Here is a 22,567-nt window from a genome sequence, read left to right on the forward strand (position 1 = left end):
TCGCTTAGTGTGAACTAATTTCATTATTCCTAGTGAGGGGCAGATGAACAGCCAGCATCATAAGTTTCTCGAGTTTGAAAGCGCTATTCAACGAGCTAATAGTCGACTCGTTTTTCTTTTTGCATTGCTTTATGGCTGCGGTTTTATCACAGCAGCGCTAGGGCGTTCCCTTGTGGGTGTTCTTATACTGATTGCGGTTTGTATTCCGATTTTATTTCACACATCGCGGGGGATACGCCTTGGGCGGCAACCAGCTGATGCTACCTCTAAAGCGTGGAATAGCGGTGAATCTGCTAGGTGGCGCAAATATGACCGAATTGTAATGGTGATCGCGATTTCGATACCGACTGCGATTAACATCGTTCGAGATTTGAGTCGGTCAGGGGCTGTCGTTTTAGCTGTTATTGCGACAGTACTGTTTTATATAGTGACACAGTCGTGGTATCAGGGGTTTAAAGATACGACTGAATTGGGACACTTTGGTTCCGATGAGATTGTTGAACTCTCAGACGATCAGCTCAACTATCTAGCAGTATTGTGGTCTGCTCGCTGTGCGGTAGGTTTTCAGGAAATGAAACTGTCGCGTTTAGCTAAAGAGACTCAGCTATCGCGTGAAGCTATTCAAGAAATTACTCAGTTTTTCATTGCTCGCGGTGTTGTTTCTGTCTTTGAAGAATATGGATCTTCTGGTCAAAAAGACGTCGAATGGGTGCAACTTACATTGCGTGGTTGTGGTCTGGTGAAGAATTTGGAAAGCGTTTCTTCTCATTCTTAGAAGTTCTCTCTTCTTTCTACTGTGCTTTGTTGGAGTTATCGCATTTGCTGTATGTTGCAGGCATGTGCATCCATGTTGTTTAGCTGGATGCCCTCATATGTGGGATATTTACTGTGATTCCCGACAAAAATCATTCCGATCGGGCGTAATCCCACACATTCTTCAACAATGATTCTTGAGAAGCGCTACACTGAGAATCATGCGAATTGCGACTCTTACATCCGGTGGCGATTGCCCCGGCCTCAACGCTGTGATCCGCGGCATTGTCCGCACATGTTCTGAGTACGGCTCGACCGTCGTTGGATACCAAGACGGCTGGGTGGGGCTCATGGAAGACAAGCGCATTCAACTATACGACGATGAAAATATCGACCGTATTCTGTTGCGCGGCGGAACCATTTTGGGTACCGGCCGCCTTCACCCTGACAAGTTTAAGTCTGGTCTCGACCAGATCAAGGCTAACCTTGAGGATGCTGGCATCGATGCCCTTATCCCAATCGGTGGCGAAGGCACTCTGAAGGGGGCAAAGTGGCTGTCCGATAATGGTATTCCTGTGGTCGGCGTGCCAAAGACCATTGACAACGATGTAAATGGTACCGACTACACCTTCGGTTTTGATACCGCCGTTTCTGTGGCTACCGATGCTATCGACCGTCTGCATACCACTGCAGAATCTCACAATCGTGTGATGATCGTCGAGGTTATGGGGCGCCACGTCGGTTGGATCGCCTTGCATGCTGGTATGGCTGGTGGTGCACACTACACGGTGATTCCTGAGCAGCCATTTGATATTGCAGAGATCTGCAAGGCAATGGAACGCCGTTTCCAGATGGGTGAGAAGTACGGCATTATTGTCGTTGCCGAAGGTGCACTGCCTAAGGAAGGCACCATGGACTTCGCTGAGGGTGGCGTTGACCAGTTTGGTCACCAGACCTTCAACGGAATTGGCCAAGTAATTGGTGAGGAAATCAAGAAGCGCCTCGGCCATGATGTCCGTACTACGGTTCTGGGACACATTCAGCGTGGTGGTACCCCAACTTCTTATGACCGTGTTTTGGCTACCCGTTACGGTGTTCATGCTGCACGTGCTTGCCACAACGGTGATTACGGCAAGATGGTTGCGTTGCACGGTGAGCACATTGATTTGATTCCGCTTGAGGATGCAGTGGATACGCTGAAGACTGTTCCTGAAGGTCGCTACCGCACGGCCCGTGCTCTGTTTGGCTAAATGTATAGAGGAAGTCCACTTTCGATGAGTTTTCTTCGGAAGTGGCTTTCTTCGTTATAGACCCCCGACTCTACGATTTTTACGATAAGGCATTAAACTATTTCACCATGACTGCTGCGATGTATGACCTGATGGATTATGACGAGGTCCTAGAGAAGTTTGATCCGGTAATGGGCCTTGAGGTTCACGTTGAGCTAGCAACCGAAACCAAGATGTTCTCGGCCCCTTCTGCACACTTTGGTGCCGAGCCGAACTCTAACGTTGACCCAGTATCGTTGGGCTTGCCGGGTGCATTGCCCGTCGTCAATGCTAAGGGCGTTGAATGGGCTATTAAGATCGGTCTGGCCCTCAACTGCAAGATTGCGGAGTCTTCTCGATTCGCCCGCAAGAATTATTTCTACCCAGATCAGCCAAAGAACTATCAGATTTCGCAGTACGATGAGCCAATTGCTTACGACGGCTACCTTGATGTGGTTCTTGACGACGGAACCCCGTGGCGCGTTGAGATCGAACGTGCTCACATGGAAGAAGACACGGGCAAACTTACCCATTTGGGTGGTGCTGATGGCCGTATCCATGGTGCAACTGCATCGCTCGTGGACTGCAACCGTGCAGGCATTCCGCTTATCGAGATCGTGACCAAGCCAATCGAAGGTGCCGGTGAGCGTGCGCCTGAGGTTGCGCGAGCCTATGTTGGTGCGCTTCGTGATTTGGTTAAGGCTCTCGGAGTGTCTGATGCGCGTATGGACCAAGGTTCCATGCGTTGCGACGCAAACGTTTCTCTGCGCCCTGTTGGAACTGTTGAGTTTGGTACCCGTACCGAAACCAAGAACATCAACTCTTTGAAATCAGTGGAACAAGCGGTGCGCTACGAGATGCAGCGTCAGGCCCAGGTCCTTGAAGATGGCGGCGAGATCGTCCAAGAAACCCGTCACTACCAAGAAACTGATGGTTCTACCTCCAAAGGTCGCCCAAAGGAAACCGCAGAAGATTACCGTTACTTTAACGACCCTGATCTTCCTCCAGTGATCGCTCCTAAGGAATGGGTAGAAGAAATTCGCGCAACCCTTCCTGAGCTTCCTTGGATTCGTCGCGCTCGTATTCAAAAAGAGTGGGGGCTTAAAGATGAGGAAATGCGTGACTTGGTCAACGCCGGCGCATTGGATCTTATCGTTGAGACTGTCGAAGCAGGCGCATCTGCATCTGAGGCACGCTCGTGGTGGGTTGCTTACTTGTCCCAAAAGGCTAACGAGTCTGGTGTAGAACTTGACGCGCTGTCGATCACCCCTCAGCAAGTGGCTCGTGTTGCTGCGTTGGTCAAGGAAGGAAAACTGACCAACAAGTTGGCGCGCCAAGCTGTAGACGGTGTCCTTGCAGGAGAAGGCGACGTTGACGAGGTCGTTGCTGCTCGTGGCTTGGAAGTTGTTCGTGATGACGGAGCAATTGAAAAGGCTGTGGATGAAGCACTGGCTGCCAACCCAGATATCGTTGAGAAATACAAAGCGGGTAACACCAAAGTTACTGGCGCGATCGTTGGCGCTGTCATGAAAGCGACACGTGGCAAGGCTGACCCTGCCCAGGTGAATAAGTTGATCGCAGAAAAACTGGCTTAATCGCAAAGAAGGTAGCCTTACTCATCGCTGGTCTTGGTGATGAGTAAGGCTTTTCTGTATCCCTTGCCACGGTAGCAAGTTGGGCGCACAATAGGAGAGTATGACTTACTCACGACACGCAGAGCAGGTGTACACTCCCGCCGTTGATCGTTATGAAGACATGGAATACCGTCAGTGCGGTCATTCAGGACTACGGCTGCCGGCTATCAGCCTTGGATTTTGGCACAACTTTGGTGACGATAAGCCGCTAGCTAATCAGCGCGCCATTGTTCGTCGCGCTTTTGACCGAGGCGTCACACATTTTGATCTGGCAAATAACTACGGCCCGCCAGCAGGATCTGCAGAGATTAATTTCGGGCGTATCTTCCGTGAAGATCTGGCTCGCCACCGGGATGAAATCGTCATTTCGACCAAAGCGGGTTGGAACATGGGAGCGGGGCCGTACAGTTTTGGCGGTAGCCGAAAGTATTTGATGGATTCGTTGGATTCTTCGCTTGATCGCATGGGGCTCGATCACGTGGATATTTTCTATCATCATCGTCCAGATCCAGATACGCCTTTGGAAGAAACTGCATATGCTTTACGGGACATCGTGGCATCCGGCAAGGCTCGATATGTGGGAATCTCCTCCTATGGACCTGAACTAACCGCAGAGATCTCGGAAATTCTAGCTGGTGAGGGCTGCCCATTGCTGATCCATCAACCGAGCTATTCTATCTTGAATCGCTGGGTTGAGGAACCAGGCGAAGACGGCGAGAACCTATTGGAGTCCGCCGCTAACAATGGTCTGGGGGTGATCGCATTTTCACCACTTGCGCAGGGGCTTTTAACTGACCGGTATCTCGAGGGCGTGCCAGCGGATTCACGGGCAGCAGCAGAGAAGTCCTTAGGTAAAGAGATGCTCAATGCTAAAAATCTTGACATGGTGCGCGCGCTGAACGATTTAGCGCTTCGACGTGGCCAAACGTTGGCCCAGCTGGCTATCGCGTGGGTACTACGAGAACAAGGTGATTATGGGGCCACAACGGTAACCAGTGCGTTGATCGGAGCATCGTCGGTAGCGCAGTTGGATCAAAATCTGGGAGCTCTTAATAATCTTGAGTTCAGTGTTGAAGAACGCAATTATATTGACACTGTTGCCAAGGACGCTGGAATTAATATTTGGGCGGGTGCTACTGCCTCGAAGATTCACGATTAAAGGCGCGGTGTCTTAAAAGGGCAATGAGTCTAGTGCATGATGAGACGTACGCACATGATCATCATGATGATTCCGATTGCTATGTTGATATATCGCCACACCGCTGGCCGAGATAGCACGGTAGAAAAGCGTGTGGAGGTGTATCCAATAAACGGAAACCACGTCAGGCTCGCACACAGTGCACCGAGGGCGAAGATCCAGCGCCCATCGGGGCCGTGTTGATTGGCGATTCCTCCCAACATGACAAGAACGTCTATGTAGGCGGCTGGGTTAAGCCACGTGAAAGCCAACGCTGCAAGCACTGGTTTAACCCACGTGCGCTGCGCCGACTTGGGCTGAGCTTTTGTGCGTGTTTTAGTGATCACTCCGGATGATGCGTCAGCCGCTGGTTCGTAGGCTACTGGTTCGCTTTGCTCGACTGTGAGTGCTTGGCCGTGACGTTTAAAAGCTTCTTTGAAACAAGTGAATCCAAAATAGAGTAAGTACGCTACACCGAGCCATTTCAGTACTACTAGCGCAATGGGGGCACGATCGACTAGGGCTCCGACCCCAGCAGTGCCACCGAAAATGAGGATCACGTCAGAGAGTATGCATACAACCAGAATGGGGATTAGGCCTTCGCTTTTAATGCCTTGACGAATAATCAAGGCATTTTGTGGCCCAATGGCCACGATCAAGGACAAACCCATGAGGAATCCAGCGAAAGCAATACTCATACTAAGCAATATGCTCCTCTGAAATGCTGAAGTAAAATAACGGACTTTCAGGCTGGGTTAGAATTGCTTCATGAATCCGCTTCATTTAGAAACCTTGCTCGCAATTATCGACGAAGGCAGCTTCGAAGATGCGGCTTTTGCATTAGGAATTTCTCCTTCAGCAGTAAGTCAGAGGATTAAGGCGTTGGAGCGGGAGACCGGTCGAGTAGTGGTACGTCGTACGTCACCAGTCACTGCAACTGATGCCGGCGAGGTACTGGTGCAAGCGGCACGACGTATGGCACTTCTGCAGGCCGAAACAAACGCTCAGTTGCGGGGAAGAATTGAGCGGATTCCATTGTCTGTAGCTGTCAACGCAGATTCTTTGGCCACATGGTTTCGCCGGGTGATGGCAAGTGTGGCGGAGATGGATAACGCCACATTGCATATGCGTATCGAGGACGAGTCGCATTCGTTGTCGTTGTTGCGTCGCGGAGATGTCCTTGGTGCTGTAACGGGGGAAAAGACACCTGTATCTGGTTGCGACTCGATAGCGTTAGGTGCATTCCGATATTTTGCGGTGGCAAGTCCGAAGTTGTTGGATCGCTACACCATAGACGGTGCTGTTGATTGGGAGCGGATGCCAGTATTGCGATTTGGCCCTCGAGATGGGCTTCAAGACCGTGATATTAAGCGTCGTTTGGGTGAAGTTCCTGCAGGGCGACGTGTTAATGAAATCCCTTCATCGGAGGCATTCATGGAAGCTGCCCGTGTGGGATTAGGGTGGGCGATGCTCCCTGATATTCAAGCGCTACCTCTTTTGGATTCTGGTGAGGTAGTGATGTTGGATAGCGAGGTGCACGAAGTTCCGCTGTATTGGCAGCGATGGCGGTTGGAATCTCCAGCCCTAGAGCGGTTAACTCAAGCGGTAGTGGATGCAGCCCACGAGGGGCTACACCCACTGTCTGCCTAGTCGGTACTCATTATTGGCCGTCGATCTTATTCTTAAGACGCTCTTCGTAGGAGATGTCTCCAGGTAGGGTCACGCCTTCCGCGAAGGGGCTACCGCCTAGTTTTTCACGACCATGAGGGCTGAAGAAGCTTTCTAAACTTGGTCCCTTGGGTACGATCTGGGTTGGGTTTACGTCTTGATGTGTGATGTAGTAGTGCTGTTTGATTTCTGTGAAATCGGTGGTGTCTCCAAAACCGGGTGTCTGGAACAGATCGCGTAGGTAAGCCCAGAGGTTGGGCATTTCAGTAATCTTGTTTCGGTTGCACTTAAAATGGCCATGATAGACGGCGTCGAATCGCACCAAGGTGGTGTAGAGATAAATATCTGCGATCGTGATGTGTTCACCGACTAGGTAACGTTGGTGAGATAAACGTTCTTCTAGCCAATCAAGAGCAGTAAACAGTCGATCGTAGGCCTTGTCATAGGCTTCTTGGGAGCCGGCGAAACCGCATCGGTATACACCATTGTTTACCTCGGTGAATACCCGCTTGGTCACGGCATCAATTTCTTCACGTAGGGCCTCTGGATAAAGATCAGGTGCGCCGGGGCGTTCGTATTTGCTCCATTGATCATTGAGATCAGGGACGATGCTCGGGTAGTCGTTAGTGACAACTTTTCCAGTGGATACTTCCACAATGGCTGGAACAGTAATTCCGCGCGGATAGTCAGGAAAACGTTTTAGGTAGGCGTCGCGAAGCCTAGGAATTTCTAAAACTGGATCGACTTCGTTTGGGTCAAGGTCGAAGGTCCATGAGCGCCAATCATGGGTTGGTCCGACGAGGCCTAGCGAGATGACATCTTCAAGACCTTTGAGTCGTCGAGTGATAACGGTACGGTGTGCCCATGGGCATGCTCGTGCAGCTACTAGGCGATAACGCCCAGGTTCTGCAGGCCAGAGGGTGCGTCCGTCTTCTAGTGGGGTAGGGGCAGAGACACTATCGACGATTCGGTCGTCGATGTATTGGGTATCGCGGATGAATTCGCCGCCATTTTCTTGTGATGTGTACTTCTCATATTGTGTGGACATATCAACAACTATAGTGATTGTTGATATGTAAGTAAAGTATGTTGAAAAATGAATGCGATTGCTAGCATATGAATCACTATGGCAAAGAAAAATAGGCGGGCGCGTTCACGCCGCCGACCTTTTATGAGGAAGACAAGTCGCCTACTGGTAGGATTTGCAGTGGTCATGGCCTCTGCAGTCGTGATCCAGGGGTCATGGTCTGGGCTCGAACCACAGCGATGGGAAGACAGCATTCGCGACGTTTTAAGTCCTGCGGCAACCGCCGAAGTGGATCCATCACGTGCGGACGTCGCCGCGCTTAATGCTCTCACTATCGACGATTCCTTTGGTGATAAGCCTGCATACAGCAGGACTCATTTTGGTAGCGCTTGGGCCGATAATGTCTCGGTAGCTGGCGGCCACAATGGTTGTGATACCCGAAATGACATTCTTCAGCGTGACCTCACCAGCATTGTATTCCGGCCGGGGACACATAACTGTGTCGTATCAGCCGGAAATCTACACGACCTCTACTCGGGCGTTGACGTGGCATTTACCCGCGGGCCTAAGACGTCGACCATGGTGGAAATTGACCACGTGGTAGCGCTTGGCAATGCTTGGTATGCCGGTGCATGGCAGTGGGATGACGAAACTCGCCGAAACTTTGCCAATGATCCCATCAATCTTCAAGCAACCACACACGCGGAAAACCAAGCGAAAAAGGCAAAAACTGCCGATCGCTGGATGCCTAGTGATCCGCAATACCACTGCACGTACGCACAACGGCAAATAACCATCAAATCTACCTACGGATTAACTGTTACCAGCCGTGAAAAAGATGCCCTTATGAAGGCATTGGCAACCTGCTCCTAAAATACGGTTATCAGTTTGTAATAGGTGGCGCGCCGAGGAAATACTACGTCGACTCGGCAAAACCCCTACGCTGGTCTACATGGCCGACAACAATATCCCCGATCGCGCGAGCGATTTTGACGATGACATCCCCACCTATAACGGTGGGGGAAACAAAGGTGCAGAGGCTTCATCTGCACCTAATTCAGCACATCAGGGCGCACCTAAAAAGCTAGGCAGTGGGCTTTCGGCGGCCGAAATTTATGCTCGTGCCGGTCGTGCTGCACCGCAATCTATTAGCCCGCAACGGCCAGCGGCCAAAGCGGTAGCCAACAATGAAAGCGTCAATAAAAAAGACACTGAAGTAGTAGCTCCAAATACGCAGCCAGATGATAGTCACAAAACGACTATCATCGAGCGCCCAGATGTAGCACCTCAACCAGTGCTCAACGACGATCCTCATAGCAAACCATTAGCTTCGGATGCGCCGACTACGGTTTATCCCGTTGCTCAGCCACAACCAGCTGAGCCGGAACCAGCGTCTGTGACGGACTATCATGACGAAGATTTTGCTCCGACGCCCGCAACACCAGTAGCGCCTGCAACTGCTATTGCTGAACCTGTGCCGGCGCCAGTAGTCGCTCCAGCAGTTGCCTCAGCCGTAGCACCAACGGTAACTGCTTCGGCTCAACCAGTGCTCAATGGAGAACCGCAGCGACGTGGAACTATCGACTTTGGCATTTTGGTTTTGCGCCTATTTTTTGGTGCATGGCTCATTCTTAAGTCAGTTACTGTATTTTTTGCCATGGGATCCCATGGTGGAATCAACGCACTCCAAGAACAATTTGATGCCTATCCTTATGCCAGCACCTTAGCGGTAGCTATTCCAGCGCTTGAGCTTGCAGCAGGTGTGTTCTTAGTCTTCGGATTGCTTACTCCGGTAGCGTCCGCGTTAGCGATCATTGCCACTTCATTCATGGCACTTCACGGTATTACCCAAGCCGGCGGACTTGATATTTTTGATCATGAAAGCTCAGTGTGGTTTGCCGTATTCCTCCTGATTATTGCGGTTGTTTTGCAATTTACAGGGCCAGGCAAATACTCCTTTGACATTTCTCGCACGTGGGCGATTCGGCCACTTGCTTCCTCGTGGGTATTTGTAGTCGTAGCAGTCGCAGCTGCAGGCGCGCTGTGGTGGTTTGGGGCAGCAGTTAACCCATTCGCATAGTTTTATCGCAACAAGATAGTCAAAGGCCCTGGTCCCCTCTGGAATTAGAGCGGACCAGGGCCTTTAACTCAGGGTTAGTCTAATTGACGTACGGCGCCTTTGTCTGCGGATGTTGCCATGGATGCGTATGCGCGCAATGCCTTGGATACAGGTCGATTGCGGTTCGTTGGGGTCCATGGTTTTTCACGTTCCAACATAGCTGCACGACGCTGTTCGATCACGGTATCGTCAACATCTAGATTGAGGCTGCGGTTCCTGATATCGATGGTGATTGTATCGCCGTTTTCCACCAGTCCAATGAGGCCGCCATGTGCAGCTTCTGGAGAGATATGGCCAATGGAAAGTCCAGAAGTACCACCAGAGAATCGGCCATCGGTGATCAGCGCACAAGCTTTTCCTAAACCTGCACCCTTTAGGAAGGACGTGGGGTGGAGCATCTCTTGCATACCGGGACCACCAGCTGGTCCCTCATATCGAATCACGACAACATCACCTGGTTGAACCTGCTTGTCTAGGATGATCGACACGGCCTCTTCTTGGCTTTCCACGACGCGTGCTGGGCCGGAGAAAGTCCAAATCGATTCGTCAACGCCGGCAGCTTTTACAACGGCTCCGTCAGGAGCAAGGTTGCCGCGCAGAATAACTAGGCCACCATCGGCCGAGTATGCGTGGTCAACGTCGTGAATACACCCATGGGCTTGATCCGTGTCGAGCGAATCCCATCGATTTGATTGAGAAAATGGCTCGGTCGTGCGGACGCCGCCTGGCGCTGCGTGGAAGAGCTCGATGGCCTTGTCTGTTGCCTTTCCACCACGGATATCCCAGTCATCAAGCCATGAATCCATTTCCTTGTACAGTACGGTGTGCACATCTTTTTCTAGGAGATTGCGTCGGCGTAATTCTCCCAAAATTGCAGGTATTCCTCCTGCGCGATGGACATCTTCGATGTGGTAATTGCCGTTGGGTGCGACTTTAGAAAGGCATGGGATTCGGTGAGAAAGCGCATCGATGTCGGAGAGATCAAAGTCAATCTCTCCTTCTTGGGCGGCTGCTAGGGTATGCAACACTGTGTTTGTGGATCCGCCCATCGCCATATCAAGTGCCATTGCGTTGATAAAGGCCTTTTTTGTTGCAATGTTTCGCGGTAGAACGGACTCGTTTTCGTCTTCGTAGTAGCGCTGGCATAGGTCGACGATTAGTTTTCCGGCTGTCTCAAAAAGCTCTCGACGTGCGGTGTGCGTTGCTAGGGTAGTGCCATTTCCTGGCAATGACAGTCCTAGAGCTTCCGTCAAGCAGTTCATTGAGTTGGCGGTAAACATTCCTGAGCAAGAACCGCAGGTGGGACATGCAGATTGCTCGATGGATAACAATTGATCGTCATTCACGCTGTCTTTGGCTGATGCGGTGATTGCGGTGATCAAATCCGTGGGGGCATGGGCTATGCCGTCTGCTACAACTGCTTTGCCGGCTTCCATTGGTCCGCCGGAGACGAAAACGGCTGGAATGTTTAATCGCAAAGCAGCATTGAGCATGCCCGGCGTGATTTTGTCGCAGTTTGAGATACAGACCATGGCGTCAGCTGTGTGGGCATTCACCATGTATTCAACGGAGTCTGCGATGATTTCGCGAGAAGGAAGCGAATAGAGCATTCCGCCGTGTCCCATAGCGATGCCATCGTCAACTGCGATGGTGTTGAATTCTTTGGGAACGCCTCCTGCGGCACGAACCGCCTCGGCAACGATGTCTCCTACGTTTTTAAGGTGCACGTGACCAGGAACGAATTGGGTATAGGAGTTCACAATAGCCACAATGGGCTTGCCAAACTCATTGTCTTTGGTGCCAGTAGCTCGCCATAGGGCGCGGGCTCCAGCGGCGTTGCGGCCAACAGTGGTTACTCGTGAACGAAGTGGAAACATGATTTCTCGATCCTGTGAAACAGATTCATAGCAGTGCAAACTTCGACGGAAAGCGCAGGCGGGGTGGTGAGACTTTTCGTTGAAGATAATGGTGAAGCGTAGGGTGACATGCTTCTGCTTTAGGAGGATACCGCCAAGTGGCAACGGGGTACCCCTATCCAGTGAGTAAATCTTACTGGATAGGAAATAATGTCCCATAATCGTGAGGTTTTTGGTGCCGGATTGAGAACGGTGTGGCCGCCGTCCCACTGAGACGGCGGGCACTACTAGTGGTTAAAGCGTGAAGTTATTTATTCTCTGCTTGGCGCTGTTCATATTGCTCTTTCGTAAGCATTTCCTGATATCCATCGCGGTGAACGATCACAATTTTTTCATCTGCCGCCATTTTTCCTTGCGTCAGTGCATCGGGAATTCGGCCACGGGACGCAATTTCAAGTTGTGGGAGAGAATTAAAAGATACAGCTGGGAGGGGAAAGGATTTGCCATCATTGGTGTGCAAAATTGTCTTTGCCCCTTTAAAGCTCAGTCCCTGAATTTCTTCCCACCGAGCTGCTTTGGTTGCGGCGGCAAGGTAACGAGCTTCGATTCCTGATTCAGACACGGTGGTGGAAGATCGAAGTACCCACAGGATGAAAACCAGTGGGACGATCGGTAGCCAAAATAAAAGCGCTGGGCGTGCGCCGATCACCAGCAACATGATGGCAAGCATGACTCCAGCTGCTAAGAGATGGGTTCGTTCGGGGCGAAACACTACGGTCGTGTCTGAATTCATAATCTGTAATCCTAATGCATGTGTTCTAGGAAGGGATTGGTGGACGTGAGCTGCACCATATGGGGGTAAAATGGTCAAACTCTGTCAAATCTCAAAAAGGCTGGTGTATCGTCTCGTGTCATGAACATTATTCGACTTGTAGTGATTACCACTCGGCGCTTGCCGTAGCGGCTACAAGTCGTTTCCGAAAAGCGCCCTCGACAGCACCACACATGCTGACCGGGGGCTTTCCTTATATCGGGCCACCATACTTGATAGATAACTTGACGGAAATAGCAATAGTGTTCACAGGTCATGAGGACTTGGCTGTAGAAAGTAAACCTTGGCTTTCGTTCGGCAGAAGTACTAATTCGACCATTGGATAACATCCCGTCGCGGGAGGCCACATGTTGCAACATGTCAGTCCCCGCAATTACTACAAGGAGCTTGATGTCGTGGCAGCCTCCACTCAGCCCAATCAGCCCACACCAGCGACGTTAGCCCGACGTGCGCAGGTATTAAAGCCGGAACGAATGACCGGTGCAGACGCAATTGTGCGATCGTTGGAAGAACTCGGAATCGATATGGTCTTTGGTCTTCCGGGCGGCGCTGTATTGCCTCTTTATGACTCGTTGTATGCATCGACCAAATTGCGCCATGTTCTTGTGCGTCATGAACAAGGCGCAGGTCATGCCGCAACTGGATATGCACAAGCTACTGGAAAAGTAGGCGTGTGCATCGCAACGTCGGGCCCAGGTGCAACGAACCTTGTAACGCCTATCGCGGATGCGCACTTGGATTCGGTGCCACTTGTTGCTATCACTGGACAGGTCGGACGTTCCCTCTTGGGGTCAGATGCTTTCCAAGAAGCCGATATCCGTGGTATCACGATGCCGGTTACTAAGCACAACTTTATGGTTACGGATGTCAACATGATTCCGCAGGCGATCGCGGAGGCATTTTATCTGGCGGCTTCCGGTCGGCCAGGGCCGGTGCTTGTCGACGTTCCCAAGGACATTCAGCAGGCTGAGATCGACTTCCATTGGCCTCCAACCATTGATTTGCCCGGTTATCGTCCGGTGACTACTCCGCATAGTCGACCTGTTGAACAAGCAGCCAAGATGATTTCACAAGCGCGTAGGCCTGTTCTATATGTCGGTGGTGGCGTTATTAAGGCGAATGCTTCTCAAGAACTTCAAGCATTTGCTGAACATACCGGAATTCCAGTTGTCACTACGTTAATGGCATTGGGTGCATTCCCTGGCTCGCATGAACTCAATATGGGTATGCCTGGAATGCACGGAACCGTTCCGGCGGTGGGAGCTTTGCAAAAGAGTGATCTTCTCATCACTATCGGTGCGCGTTTCGACGATCGTGTCACGGGTGCACTGGCATCATTTGCCCCTGATGCAAAAGTTATTCACGCCGATATTGATCCTGCGGAAATCGGTAAGATCAGAGCAGTTGACGTTCCTATCGTTGGTGACGCTCAAGAGGTTTTGACCGCGTTGCTTGATGTCTACAAAGACTTGGATTTGCCACAGCCGCGACATGAGCGTTGGCTGCGATACCTCAATGGATTGAAGAGTAATTACCCGCGTGGCTGGGAAAAATCTAACGATGGCATGATCGAGCCGCAGGCGGTTATTCGGGCGCTCGCTAAAACCGTTGGTACTGATGCGATCTATGCTGCTGGTGTTGGACAACATCAAATGTGGTCTGCACAGTTCCTCGACTTTGAAAAGCCGCGTACGTGGCTCAACTCGGGTGGTTTGGGAACGATGGGATATTCGGTTCCTGCCGCATTGGGTGCCAAGGCGGGGTGCCCTGATAAAGAGGTATGGGCAATCGATGGTGATGGTTGCTTCCAGATGACTAATCAAGAGCTTGCGACGGCAGCTGTGGAGGGCATGCCGATTAAAGTAGCTCTTATTAATAACGGCAATCTAGGCATGGTGCGTCAGTGGCAAACGCTCTTTTATGACGGTAACTATTCAAATACCAAGCTCCGCAATCAGGGGCAGTATATGCCGGACTTTGTGATGTTAGCGGAATCTATGGGTTGTGCAGCCTTCCGGGTGACGGAAGAGGCTGACATTGTTCCGACGATTGAAAAAGCACGAGCGATTAACGATCGTCCCGTGGTTATTGATTTTATCGTGGGTGAAGATGCACAAGTGTGGCCAATGGTTGCTGCTGGGCATTCCAATTCTGATATTGAATATGCTCATGGGCTCCGTCCGCTTTTCGACGGAGAAAGCTCTGCTGCCGAGGCACCAGAGGATATCGACGATGTTATTGATGAGGCAACGCTTCTCGCACTCGAGGCGCAACAACGTCACCTAGAACCTAAAGAAAATATCTAGAAAAGGAGCACTGTGATGCAACAGCAAGAAACGTTTCGGCACATCCTCAGTGTTCTGGTTCAGGATGTTGATGGCATTATCTCTCGTGTATCTGCAATGTTTACGCGACGTAGTTTTAGTCTTGTTTCCTTCGTGTCTGGCAAGACTGAAATGCATGGAATCAACAGAATCACCATTGTTGTGGATGCAAGTACGCAAGATATTGAGCAGATCACCAAGCAGCTCAATAAGTTGATTCCAGTGTTAAAAGTGGTGCGCCTTGATGAGGACGTTACTGTAGCGCGTGCATTGATGCTGGTGAAAGTGTCGGCCGATGCGTCTAATCGTCCCCAGGTTGTTGATGCTGCCAAAATTTTCCGTGCACATGTTGTCGACGTCGCCCCAGATTCGGTGGTTATTGAGGCAACAGGCAATAAAGGTAAGCTGCGCGCATTGCTTGACGTCTTGGAGCCTTTTGGAATCAGGGAATTGATCTCTTCTGGTCAGATCGCACTAAACCGAGGATCAAAGACTATGGCGCCGCAAAGTTCACGTTCCTAGGGCACTCAAAAATCTAAAAAATTCACAAATATCATCATTTAATGAGATAAAAACGCAAAAATATCTCAATATGTGATGTAAAGGGCAGACGCCCACAACATACGAAAGGAATCCATTCTTATGGCTATCGAACTTCTATATGATGCTGATGCGGATCTGTCGATCATCCAGGGGCGCAAAGTTGCTGTGATCGGTTATGGTTCCCAAGGGCATGCTCATGCCCAGTGTCTGCGCGATTCTGGTGTTGAGGTTGTTATCGGTTTGCGCGACGGCTCTAAGTCTGCGGAAAAGGCACAGGAGGCAGGTTTTGAGGTTAAGTCAAATGCTGATGCCGCTGCGTGGGCAGATGTCATCATGTTGCTCGCTCCAGATACCTCGCAGGCAGAGATCTTTGCGCGTGACATTGAACCAAATTTGAAGGATGGCGATGCACTGCTGTTCGGACATGGTCTGAACATCCACTTCGAGCTGATCAAGCCTGCTGCCAATATTACTGTTGGCATGGTCGCTCCCAAGGGGCCAGGCCATTTGGTTCGTCGTCAATTCGTTGACGGCAAGGGTGTGCCATGTCTGATTGCCGTCGCTCAGGATCCAAAGGGTGAGGGCAAGGATCTTGCGTTGTCGTATGCTGCTGCTATTGGTGGTGCACGTGCGGGTGTTATTCCTACTACCTTCCGTGAGGAAACCGAAACTGACTTGTTTGGTGAGCAAGTTGTCCTTTGTGGTGGCCTTGAGCACCTCATGATGAAGGGCTTTGAGGTTTTGACTGAAGCTGGTTATGCGCCCGAGATGGCATACTTTGAGGTTCTTCATGAGATGAAGCTCATTGTTGACCTCATCTGGGAGGGTGGCATTGAGAACATGAACTACTCGATTTCGGAGACTGCCGAGTTGGGTGGTTATGTTGCTGGTCCTCGCATTATCACTCCTGAGGTCAAGGAGAATATGAGGGCTGTGTTGGCTGATATTCAGTCGGGCAAGTTTGTCCGTGACATGGTTGCTGATGTTGAAGCTGGTCAGCCCGAGCTCAAGCGTTATCGTGAAGAGATCGCCGCGCATCCAATCGAGGCTACGGGATCGAAACTGCGTGACCTGATGAGCTGGGTAAAGAACCCGCTCGATGAGACTGCCTAGTTTTGGATTTTAGTGGTTAAGGGCCTCGCCTCAGTTGTGAGCTGGGGTAAGGCCCTTAATTTATGTTGGGCTTGCGGGGTAGGGGGCATCAGTACACTTATTTTCAATAATGTGCCATAAATGAAAATATGGGCTATGCTGCACGGTATGAGCAACCATCACCATGACCACCATGATCATCACCACGGAGCATTGTCGAGTAGCCGTGCTTTGTTGTCGGTTGCCGGCCTTACATTCGCCTTCTTCCTTGTTGAGCTCGTCGGTGGTGCACTGGCCAAGTCTTTGGCTTTGATGTCTGATGCCCTGCATATGCTGTCAGACTCCACGGGGCTTATCATTGCTTTGTTCGCGGTGATGATGGGGCGGCGGAAGGCAACGTCGCAAGCTACCTACGGCTATAAGCGTGCCGAGGTACTGGCTGCCTTAGTGAATGCGTTGTCGGTGACTTTTATTACGGCCTGGATTGTTGTCGAGGCGGTTCGTCGTCTTTCATCGCATACGGTGATTGATACGGGAATGACGTTGGTTATTGCGTTTATCGGATTGCTATTCAACATTGTCGGTGCAGTAGTACTTCATGGGCATAGCCATGGAAGTGTCAATGTTAAAGGCGCTTATCTTCATATTTTGGTGGACTTGGGAGGCTCGGTCGCTGTCATCGTTTCGTCGTTGCTGATCATGGCTACCGGCTGGATGTGGTGCGACACGGCGGTATCGGTAGTACTTGCTGTGGTAATTCTGCCGCGCTCGCTGGCATTAGTTCGCTCGACATTAGGCATCTTGATGGAGCGGGTGCCACAAGCGGTAGACATTGAGTCTATCTGTACTGAGATCTCAAATATTGATGGGGTGCGCGGTGTTCATGATGTGCATGTGTGGTCGATCGATGGACAGCAAATCATAGCAACGAGCCATGTTGTGCTTGATGAATACGCAGATATTAAGGATTGTTCGGTTTTAGATCGAGTGCATGAAGTATTCCACCATGCGGGCGTTGACCATGCCACGATCCAGTTAGAGCATGATGAACATGTGAGTCATGAGCAACCATGCCAGCATTAGTGTGAGGGGAACCAAACACCTGTGAGCGAGATTCCGCGTTAGTATCAAAGGCATGGGTTTTTCTACTCCAAGCTACGACCTGATTTATCTGTTCAACCGGATCAATCGAGGCGATTTGCAACTTCCGGATTTCCAGCGCGAATATCGCTGGGATGTCGATAGAATTCGTGCGCTGCTCGTTACTGTTTTGCGCGGATACCCTATGGGCTCGATTATGGCCTTGGATACCCGTGGGGAAGAGATGCGGTTTAGACCGCGGCCATTGTTTGGTGCCCCAGATACTGGAATGGCACCTGGACTTTTGCTTCTCGACGGCCAACAGCGCCTGACAACGCTGTACCAATGCCTTACCGGCGACGGCTTGGTGGAGTCAGTTGATTTTAGAAATAAAAAGATCAAACGACGTTTCTTCGTAGATATTCAAAAGGCTGTATCGGCTGAGGTAATGCCTGATGAGGCTGTTATTTCTGTAGACCAGCACGGTGAGGTGAAATCACACTTTGCCAAAAATGACATTCCCCGGTTAGCAACTGAAGAGGACATGTTGCGTCACCAGTGCATTCCGGTGTCATCGCTTTTGCAGAACCGAGGAACGGATATGCTGTTCGATCTGGCTCAAAATGCTGAACCAGACGCACGCGAACGTATTAAAAACTTCCATAACACCGTCCTCAAGCCTGTAGTGCGATATTCAGTGCCAATGGTTCGACTGGATCGTGAAACTGCTCAAGAAGGTATTGGTTCAATCTTCGCAGCTGCAAACTCCAGTGGGCTGCAGATGGATGTCTTCGAACTACTCACATCGCTTTTTGCTGCACAAGACCCTGACTTTGATTTCCGTGCAGACTGGCACAAGACCGAAGCGGTACTCAGGCAGTTCCCAGCACTCGATGAGATCGGCCAGACCGATTTCCTTACCGCAGTGGCTTTGTATGTAACCGCAGTACAAGGCCACGCTAGTGGTCATCGTGAAGACATTCTTAAGCTGAGCGTCGCTGATTATCGCGAAGCAGCACCCCTAATCCGTGCAGCTTTCCATGAAGCGGCCCACTACATGCGCGAGCGTTGCATCATGAGCATCAAACAGGTGCCTTATAGCGCACAGCTCATCCCACTTACCGTAATCATCGCGTTACTAGCGCGTGATCCGAAAAATATGTCGCATAAAGATAGCTGGGATCGTTTGAACCAGTGGTTCTGGTGCGGCGTATTCGGCGAACTTTATGGATCTCCAGCGTTGGCAGTCCGAATGGGAGTAGACGTAGATGAGGTCACCCGTTGGATCGATGATGCCAACAACCCGAGCCCGAGCGTCGAAAAGCCAAAGTCAATCCGAGACGCTCGATTCGTTGAATCCCGACTTCTTAGTGCCGGTCCAGAATCCGGACTGTATAAAGGCATTTATGCGCTGCTGATGGGACGTGGTGCCCGGGACTTCCGTACCGGTATGGAATTTGATCACATGAACTTTGAACAGCTAGGAGTTCACTTCCGACCAGTATTCCCAGAAAGCTGGTGCGAAGAACACGGAATCAATCCAGTACTGAGCTCATCGGTACTCAACCGCACCCCGATGGGGCGCCGCACGCACGTCATGGTCGAGGGTGCTTCGCCAGCACGCTACCTGGTTCGCCTACAGTCAAAGTCACTCATGGATGATGCAGAGTTCGACCAAGTTCTCGCCACTCACTTGGCAGATCCGCATGCACTGTTTGCCGGACAGGCAGAGGAATTTTTCAGCGACCGTCGCAATAAATTCCTTACCATGATCGAAGAAGCCATGGGCACCGCCGCAATCCGTGACGTCGACGAAGGCGATCTCACCGCCGGCGAGGAAGGGCCACTAGCCTTTGAAAAGTAAGGTATCACGGACTTGGATAGCCACAGTTGCCGTTATTACAGGTGTGGCTATTGCCATGGGAACAAGCGGATGTACCGTGGATACCTCGCGCCGGGATAAAGTGCGAATGGCTTTGCCTCACGCCGAGCTTGAGCAAGCACGGATGGATAATCTCACGCGTCACGTTGCCCAAAATTTTCCACGGGAGCCGCAGGTGGTGGGTGAACCCAATGATTCAGGTGTTGCGGTTTCGCAGTTGTTGTTCGAAAAGTCGGATACGGTGGTGGTCTCAGACCGAGAGATTCATCACCAGCTGCGGGCGGCGTCGATAGCTGTGGTCGCTCATGCGCCGATGCTTCTTATGGACGATACTGATCGTGATGCGGTTCAAGCAGAAATCGGTCGGCTGGGTGCTCGCTATATTTTGGCCATTGGTGATGTGGGCCTACCTAAGACCACTGGGAACGTTAAAGTCATTCCAGATTCTGGTTCGTTGACAGCTTTGGGAAAGCTCACGTCTTTACAGTTTCGCACCCAGCGTATCGACGCCTCCAATGCGCTTTCCGCTGTCTCTCGGTTGGATGGGACGCATCCCACGTGGTTGTTGACTAATCGGCAAGAAAAAGTGCAGGCGAGTCCAAGTGATGCGGAAGTATCAGCTTTTCCAGTACAGTCGAGGCGCGATGCTGGTGCAGCTCCTCAAGTGATCGCTACTCAGGAATCTGGCGTGGCCGCAGTTGCTACTGCGCGTTCTTATGGTGCATCGGTGACCGTCATGCGTTTTCCGGATCCGCGGCTTAGCGTGGAATCAATGCGAGCGGTCGCTGGGCTTTCTGATCAGCCGCTCCTTGCTTTGGGCTCACAGTTTGGAACGTCACAGCAGCTCAGTGAAAGAATCGAGTTGGGTGAACGTGCGCCGTTAGCACTTCCGAATAAGACCGGTCTTGTTTTTGCTCTGCGTACGTTAAGGGCACGATATCTTAATGATTCCGATGTATCTGAGCGTGCGGACATTCCTTATGGGGCGAATTATGTGCGTACCATTGCGCATCCGTTGTCTTCGCAAGATCAACAGCACTGGAAAGCATGGGTCGATGCAATCAACGCACAAGATGGATTTGTCTTTATCGAAATTGATGTGGCTCATCGTGATGCTGATGAGATTCTTGATTCGGTCGAGGAGATCGTTTCTCAATCATCAGTTGGGGTGATTTTGAGGAATGCAGCTCAGGTTTGTGACCGATCTCCTCAATCGCGTCAAAAAATTGCAGATCGCCTCATGTATTGGAATAGCGAAGTTATTAAGAGCAATAGCGATCAGCGGGGCGTGGTTCTTGAAGGCCTAGATGCCATCCGCGGCCGTGTGTGTGGAATTTCTCCTCAAGAGCTTATGGGTTTGGGATTGGCAATTTTACCTGCTCGTGGAGAACATTTAGGTGAGGACGCGACTGTGACCGGTCAGTTATATCGGGATGATTGGTTCGTCGCTGAACGTGAATCATTCCAGCCCACTGGGACGTTAAGGTCCCCCCGACTTGGGTTAATAATTCGCGACTAACTGCATTATTTGCCCTAATTCTGTCATGCACTAGGTGAGTTTCCGCAGTCTCGTTTACACTGTGTTGCAGTCGCGCGCCGGTGAGCAGGCGCGGACCCATTGCTATCTGACGCGGTCGTGCCAGATAGGGGTGGACATGCGGATAATTTCCAGGAGAATATCGTGAGCCAGAATGGCCGTCCTGTCGTCCTAATTGCAGACAAACTCGCGCAGTCAACTGTTGATGCGCTCGGAGATGCCGTGGAGGTGCGCTGGGTCGATGGCCCAAATCGCACAGAGCTGCTTGCAGCGGTTCCAGAGGCTGACGCGCTTCTCGTTCGTTCCGCTACCACCGTAGATAAAGAAGTCCTCAATGCGGCGACCAACCTTAAGATTGTCGGTCGCGCTGGTGTTGGCTTGGACAACGTCGATATTGCCACCGCGACTGATAAAGGTGTGATGGTGGCAAATGCCCCAACCTCGAATATTCATTCTGCGTGTGAGCATGCTATTTCGTTGCTGCTTTCTACTGCACGTCAGATTCCTGCAGCAGATAAAACGCTTCGTGATGGTGAATGGAAGCGTTCTTCGTTCAAGGGTGTGGAAATTTTTGGCAAGACCGTTGGTATTGTCGGATTTGGCCACATTGGTCAGCTGTTTGCACAGCGCCTTGCCGCATTTGAAACCACGATCATTGCGTACGATCCTTACGCTAATCCAACGCGTGCTGCGCAGCTGGGCGTAGAGCTCGTGGAACTAGAAACGCTCATGCAGCGTGCGGATTTTGTCACCATCCACTTGCCTAAGACTGCAGAAACTGCTGGCATGTTCAATGCTGAGTTGTTGGCCAAATCCAAACAGGGGCAGATTATTATCAATGCGGCACGTGGCGGGCTTGTCGACGAGCAAGCGCTCGCCGATGCTATTGACGCTGGCCGCATTCGTGGCGCTGGTTTCGATGTTTTTGCAACCGAACCATGCACAGATTCGCCACTGTTTAACCGCCCAGAGGTCGTGGTTACTCCACATTTGGGTGCGTCTACTGTTGAGGCCCAAGATCGTGCTGGTACGGATGTTGCCGCATCTGTTCTCAAAGCATTGGCTGGCGAGTTTGTTCCAGATGCAGTGAATGTCTCGGGTGGACGCGTTGGTGAAGAGGTCGCTTTGTGGCTTGATTTGGCTCGCAAGCTTGGTGTGGTTGCTGGCAAGCTCTTGGATAAGGCTCCAGTAGCTGTTGAAGTTGAGGCTCGTGGCGAGCTATCGACGGAAAGCATCGATGTCCTAGGTCTGTCGGCACTGCGTGGCGTATTCTCTTCGTTTATTGAAGAACCAGTTACGTTTGTCAATGCCCCGCGTATTGCAGAAGAGCGTGGCGTAAAGCTGGATGTTACTACTGCGTCCGAATCCCTTACGCACCGTTCTGTGCTTGAGGTCTGTGTGATTGGAGCCGACGGTTCCAAGGAATCCGTCATTGGTGCTTTGACCGGTCTAAATCATGTGGAAAAGATCGTCCGCATTAACAAGCGTGGTTTGGACCTTCGCGCTCAAGGATTCAACGTGTACTTCCAGTACACCGATACTCCCGGTGCTCTAGGCAAGGTTGGCACGGCACTAGGCGCTCAGGGGTTCAATATTGATGCGGCTGCTTTGTCTCAGGATTCTGAAGGCGATGGTGCCACGTTGGTGCTTCGTGTTGATAAACCTGTTCCGGATGCATTGGTCGAAGAGATCGCTGCCGGAATTGGTGCAGAGGCATTTGCTGTCGACTTTGATGCCTAATTTATAATCCGATTTTAACGGATCTTTCCCTCTGA

18 protein-coding genes are annotated in these 22,567 nt (G+C 51.1%); 14 read left to right on the plus strand and 4 right to left on the minus strand.

All coding sequences use genetic code 11. The annotated features are described in order from the left end of the window. The first annotated feature begins 43 nt into the window (after positions 1–43). From CIP100161_RS05240 to mgrA, 4 genes are all read left to right on the plus strand, one after another. Positions 44–775 carry a hypothetical protein gene (locus CIP100161_RS05240; RefSeq protein ID WP_155872526.1) on the plus strand — a complete coding sequence of 244 codons (732 nt, stop codon included), beginning with the start codon at positions 44–46 and terminating at the stop codon, positions 773–775. Between the two features lie 199 nt (positions 776–974). Next, complete coding sequence (locus CIP100161_RS05245; protein ID WP_014316664.1) at positions 975–2,003, plus strand: 6-phosphofructokinase; 1,029 nt, start codon at positions 975–977, stop codon at positions 2,001–2,003. A 107-nt stretch (positions 2,004–2,110) separates the two neighbouring features. Next, the gene (gene gatB / locus CIP100161_RS05250) at positions 2,111–3,616 is read left to right on the plus strand and encodes an Asp-tRNA(Asn)/Glu-tRNA(Gln) amidotransferase subunit GatB (protein ID WP_155872528.1); all 1,506 of its coding nucleotides are present in this window, start codon (positions 2,111–2,113) and stop codon (positions 3,614–3,616) included. Positions 3,617–3,716: 100 nt separating this feature from the next. Then, entirely contained in the window at positions 3,717–4,814 is a 1,098-nt protein-coding gene (mgrA, locus tag CIP100161_RS05255) for an L-glyceraldehyde 3-phosphate reductase (protein ID WP_155872530.1), read from the plus strand. A 29-nt stretch (positions 4,815–4,843) separates the two neighbouring features. Here the strand turns inward: mgrA and CIP100161_RS05260 are convergent, their stop codons facing one another. Further along, positions 4,844–5,530, minus strand: a complete 687-nt coding sequence (locus tag CIP100161_RS05260) for a LysE/ArgO family amino acid transporter (RefSeq protein WP_155872532.1) — start codon at positions 5,528–5,530, stop codon at positions 4,844–4,846. A 70-nt stretch (positions 5,531–5,600) separates the two neighbouring features. Between CIP100161_RS05260 and CIP100161_RS05265 the strand changes: the two genes are divergently transcribed. Further along, positions 5,601–6,482, plus strand: coding sequence for a LysR family transcriptional regulator ArgP (locus CIP100161_RS05265; RefSeq protein WP_155872534.1), 882 nt, complete (start codon positions 5,601–5,603; stop codon positions 6,480–6,482). Positions 6,483–6,492: 10 nt separating this feature from the next. Here CIP100161_RS05265 and CIP100161_RS05270 read toward each other — a convergent pair whose 3' ends face one another. Next, positions 6,493–7,575 carry a glutathione S-transferase family protein gene (locus CIP100161_RS05270; protein ID WP_174775787.1) on the minus strand — a complete coding sequence of 361 codons (1,083 nt, stop codon included), beginning with the start codon at positions 7,573–7,575 and terminating at the stop codon, positions 6,493–6,495. A gap of 138 nt (positions 7,576–7,713) precedes the next feature. Between CIP100161_RS05270 and CIP100161_RS05275 the strand changes: the two genes are divergently transcribed. Beyond that, on the plus strand, positions 7,714–8,400 hold the full coding sequence (locus CIP100161_RS05275) for an HNH endonuclease family protein (protein WP_155872538.1): 687 nt from the start codon (positions 7,714–7,716) through the stop codon (positions 8,398–8,400). A gap of 79 nt (positions 8,401–8,479) precedes the next feature. Beyond that, positions 8,480–9,607: a DoxX family protein gene (locus CIP100161_RS05280; protein WP_155872540.1), complete on the plus strand. Its 1,128-nt coding sequence runs from the start codon at positions 8,480–8,482 to the stop codon at positions 9,605–9,607. A 74-nt stretch (positions 9,608–9,681) separates the two neighbouring features. Here the strand turns inward: CIP100161_RS05280 and ilvD are convergent, their stop codons facing one another. Beyond that, positions 9,682–11,523 (minus strand): dihydroxy-acid dehydratase, encoded by a 1,842-nt coding sequence (ilvD, locus tag CIP100161_RS05285; RefSeq protein ID WP_155872543.1) that lies wholly within the window; start codon positions 11,521–11,523, stop codon positions 9,682–9,684. Positions 11,524–11,809: 286 nt separating this feature from the next. Further along, positions 11,810–12,295 carry a PH domain-containing protein gene (locus CIP100161_RS05290; RefSeq protein WP_155872546.1) on the minus strand — a complete coding sequence of 162 codons (486 nt, stop codon included), beginning with the start codon at positions 12,293–12,295 and terminating at the stop codon, positions 11,810–11,812. Between the two features lie 386 nt (positions 12,296–12,681). Between CIP100161_RS05290 and CIP100161_RS05295 the strand changes: the two genes are divergently transcribed. The 7 genes from CIP100161_RS05295 (at position 12,682) to serA (ending at position 22,532) form a co-directional block, all read left to right on the plus strand. Next, positions 12,682–14,640, plus strand: a complete 1,959-nt coding sequence (locus CIP100161_RS05295; protein WP_155872549.1) for an acetolactate synthase large subunit — start codon at positions 12,682–12,684, stop codon at positions 14,638–14,640. Positions 14,641–14,655: 15 nt separating this feature from the next. Further along, entirely contained in the window at positions 14,656–15,180 is a 525-nt protein-coding gene (gene ilvN / locus CIP100161_RS05300; protein WP_003851182.1) for an acetolactate synthase small subunit, read from the plus strand. Between the two features lie 120 nt (positions 15,181–15,300). After that, positions 15,301–16,314: a ketol-acid reductoisomerase gene (gene ilvC / locus CIP100161_RS05305; RefSeq protein WP_155872552.1), complete on the plus strand. Its 1,014-nt coding sequence runs from the start codon at positions 15,301–15,303 to the stop codon at positions 16,312–16,314. 120 nt (positions 16,315–16,434) lie between these two features. Beyond that, positions 16,435–17,376, plus strand: coding sequence for a cation diffusion facilitator family transporter (locus tag CIP100161_RS05310; RefSeq protein WP_155872555.1), 942 nt, complete (start codon positions 16,435–16,437; stop codon positions 17,374–17,376). Positions 17,377–17,428: 52 nt separating this feature from the next. Continuing rightward, positions 17,429–19,237, plus strand: a complete 1,809-nt coding sequence (locus CIP100161_RS05315) for a GmrSD restriction endonuclease domain-containing protein (RefSeq protein WP_155872557.1) — start codon at positions 17,429–17,431, stop codon at positions 19,235–19,237. A gap of 106 nt (positions 19,238–19,343) precedes the next feature. After that, the gene (locus CIP100161_RS05320; RefSeq protein ID WP_155874535.1) at positions 19,344–20,774 is read left to right on the plus strand and encodes a hypothetical protein; all 1,431 of its coding nucleotides are present in this window, start codon (positions 19,344–19,346) and stop codon (positions 20,772–20,774) included. 162 nt (positions 20,775–20,936) lie between these two features. Further along, entirely contained in the window at positions 20,937–22,532 is a 1,596-nt protein-coding gene (gene serA, locus CIP100161_RS05325; protein ID WP_155872560.1) for a phosphoglycerate dehydrogenase, read from the plus strand. Positions 22,533–22,567 lie beyond the last annotated feature (35 nt).

This window comes from Corynebacterium rouxii, from assembly GCF_902702935.1.
Classification (GTDB): Bacteria; Actinomycetota; Actinomycetes; order Mycobacteriales; family Mycobacteriaceae; genus Corynebacterium; species Corynebacterium rouxii.

Bases quoted from the DNA above. Each gene is read 5' to 3' on its own strand.
- ilvN (WP_003851182.1), top strand. From the start codon at position 14,656: ATGCAACAGCAAGAAACGTTTCGGCACATCCTCAGTGTTCTGGTTCAG.
- CIP100161_RS05310 (WP_155872555.1), top strand. From the start codon at position 16,435: ATGAAAATATGGGCTATGCTGCACGGTATGAGCAACCATCACCATGAC.
- CIP100161_RS05315 (WP_155872557.1), top strand. From the start codon at position 17,429: ATGGGTTTTTCTACTCCAAGCTACGACCTGATTTATCTGTTCAACCGG.
- CIP100161_RS05295 (WP_155872549.1), top strand. From the start codon at position 12,682: ATGTTGCAACATGTCAGTCCCCGCAATTACTACAAGGAGCTTGATGTC.
- mgrA (WP_155872530.1), top strand. From the start codon at position 3,717: ATGACTTACTCACGACACGCAGAGCAGGTGTACACTCCCGCCGTTGAT.
- CIP100161_RS05275 (WP_155872538.1), top strand. From the start codon at position 7,714: ATGGCCTCTGCAGTCGTGATCCAGGGGTCATGGTCTGGGCTCGAACCA.
- CIP100161_RS05240 (WP_155872526.1), top strand. From the start codon at position 44: ATGAACAGCCAGCATCATAAGTTTCTCGAGTTTGAAAGCGCTATTCAA.
- CIP100161_RS05290 (WP_155872546.1), bottom strand. From the start codon at position 12,295: ATGAATTCAGACACGACCGTAGTGTTTCGCCCCGAACGAACCCATCTC.
- CIP100161_RS05320 (WP_155874535.1), top strand. From the start codon at position 19,344: ATGGCTTTGCCTCACGCCGAGCTTGAGCAAGCACGGATGGATAATCTC.
- CIP100161_RS05260 (WP_155872532.1), bottom strand. From the start codon at position 5,530: ATGAGTATTGCTTTCGCTGGATTCCTCATGGGTTTGTCCTTGATCGTG.
- CIP100161_RS05280 (WP_155872540.1), top strand. From the start codon at position 8,480: ATGGCCGACAACAATATCCCCGATCGCGCGAGCGATTTTGACGATGAC.
- ilvC (WP_155872552.1), top strand. From the start codon at position 15,301: ATGGCTATCGAACTTCTATATGATGCTGATGCGGATCTGTCGATCATC.
- CIP100161_RS05245 (WP_014316664.1), top strand. From the start codon at position 975: ATGCGAATTGCGACTCTTACATCCGGTGGCGATTGCCCCGGCCTCAAC.
- gatB (WP_155872528.1), top strand. From the start codon at position 2,111: ATGACTGCTGCGATGTATGACCTGATGGATTATGACGAGGTCCTAGAG.
- ilvD (WP_155872543.1), bottom strand. From the start codon at position 11,523: ATGTTTCCACTTCGTTCACGAGTAACCACTGTTGGCCGCAACGCCGCT.
- CIP100161_RS05265 (WP_155872534.1), top strand. From the start codon at position 5,601: ATGAATCCGCTTCATTTAGAAACCTTGCTCGCAATTATCGACGAAGGC.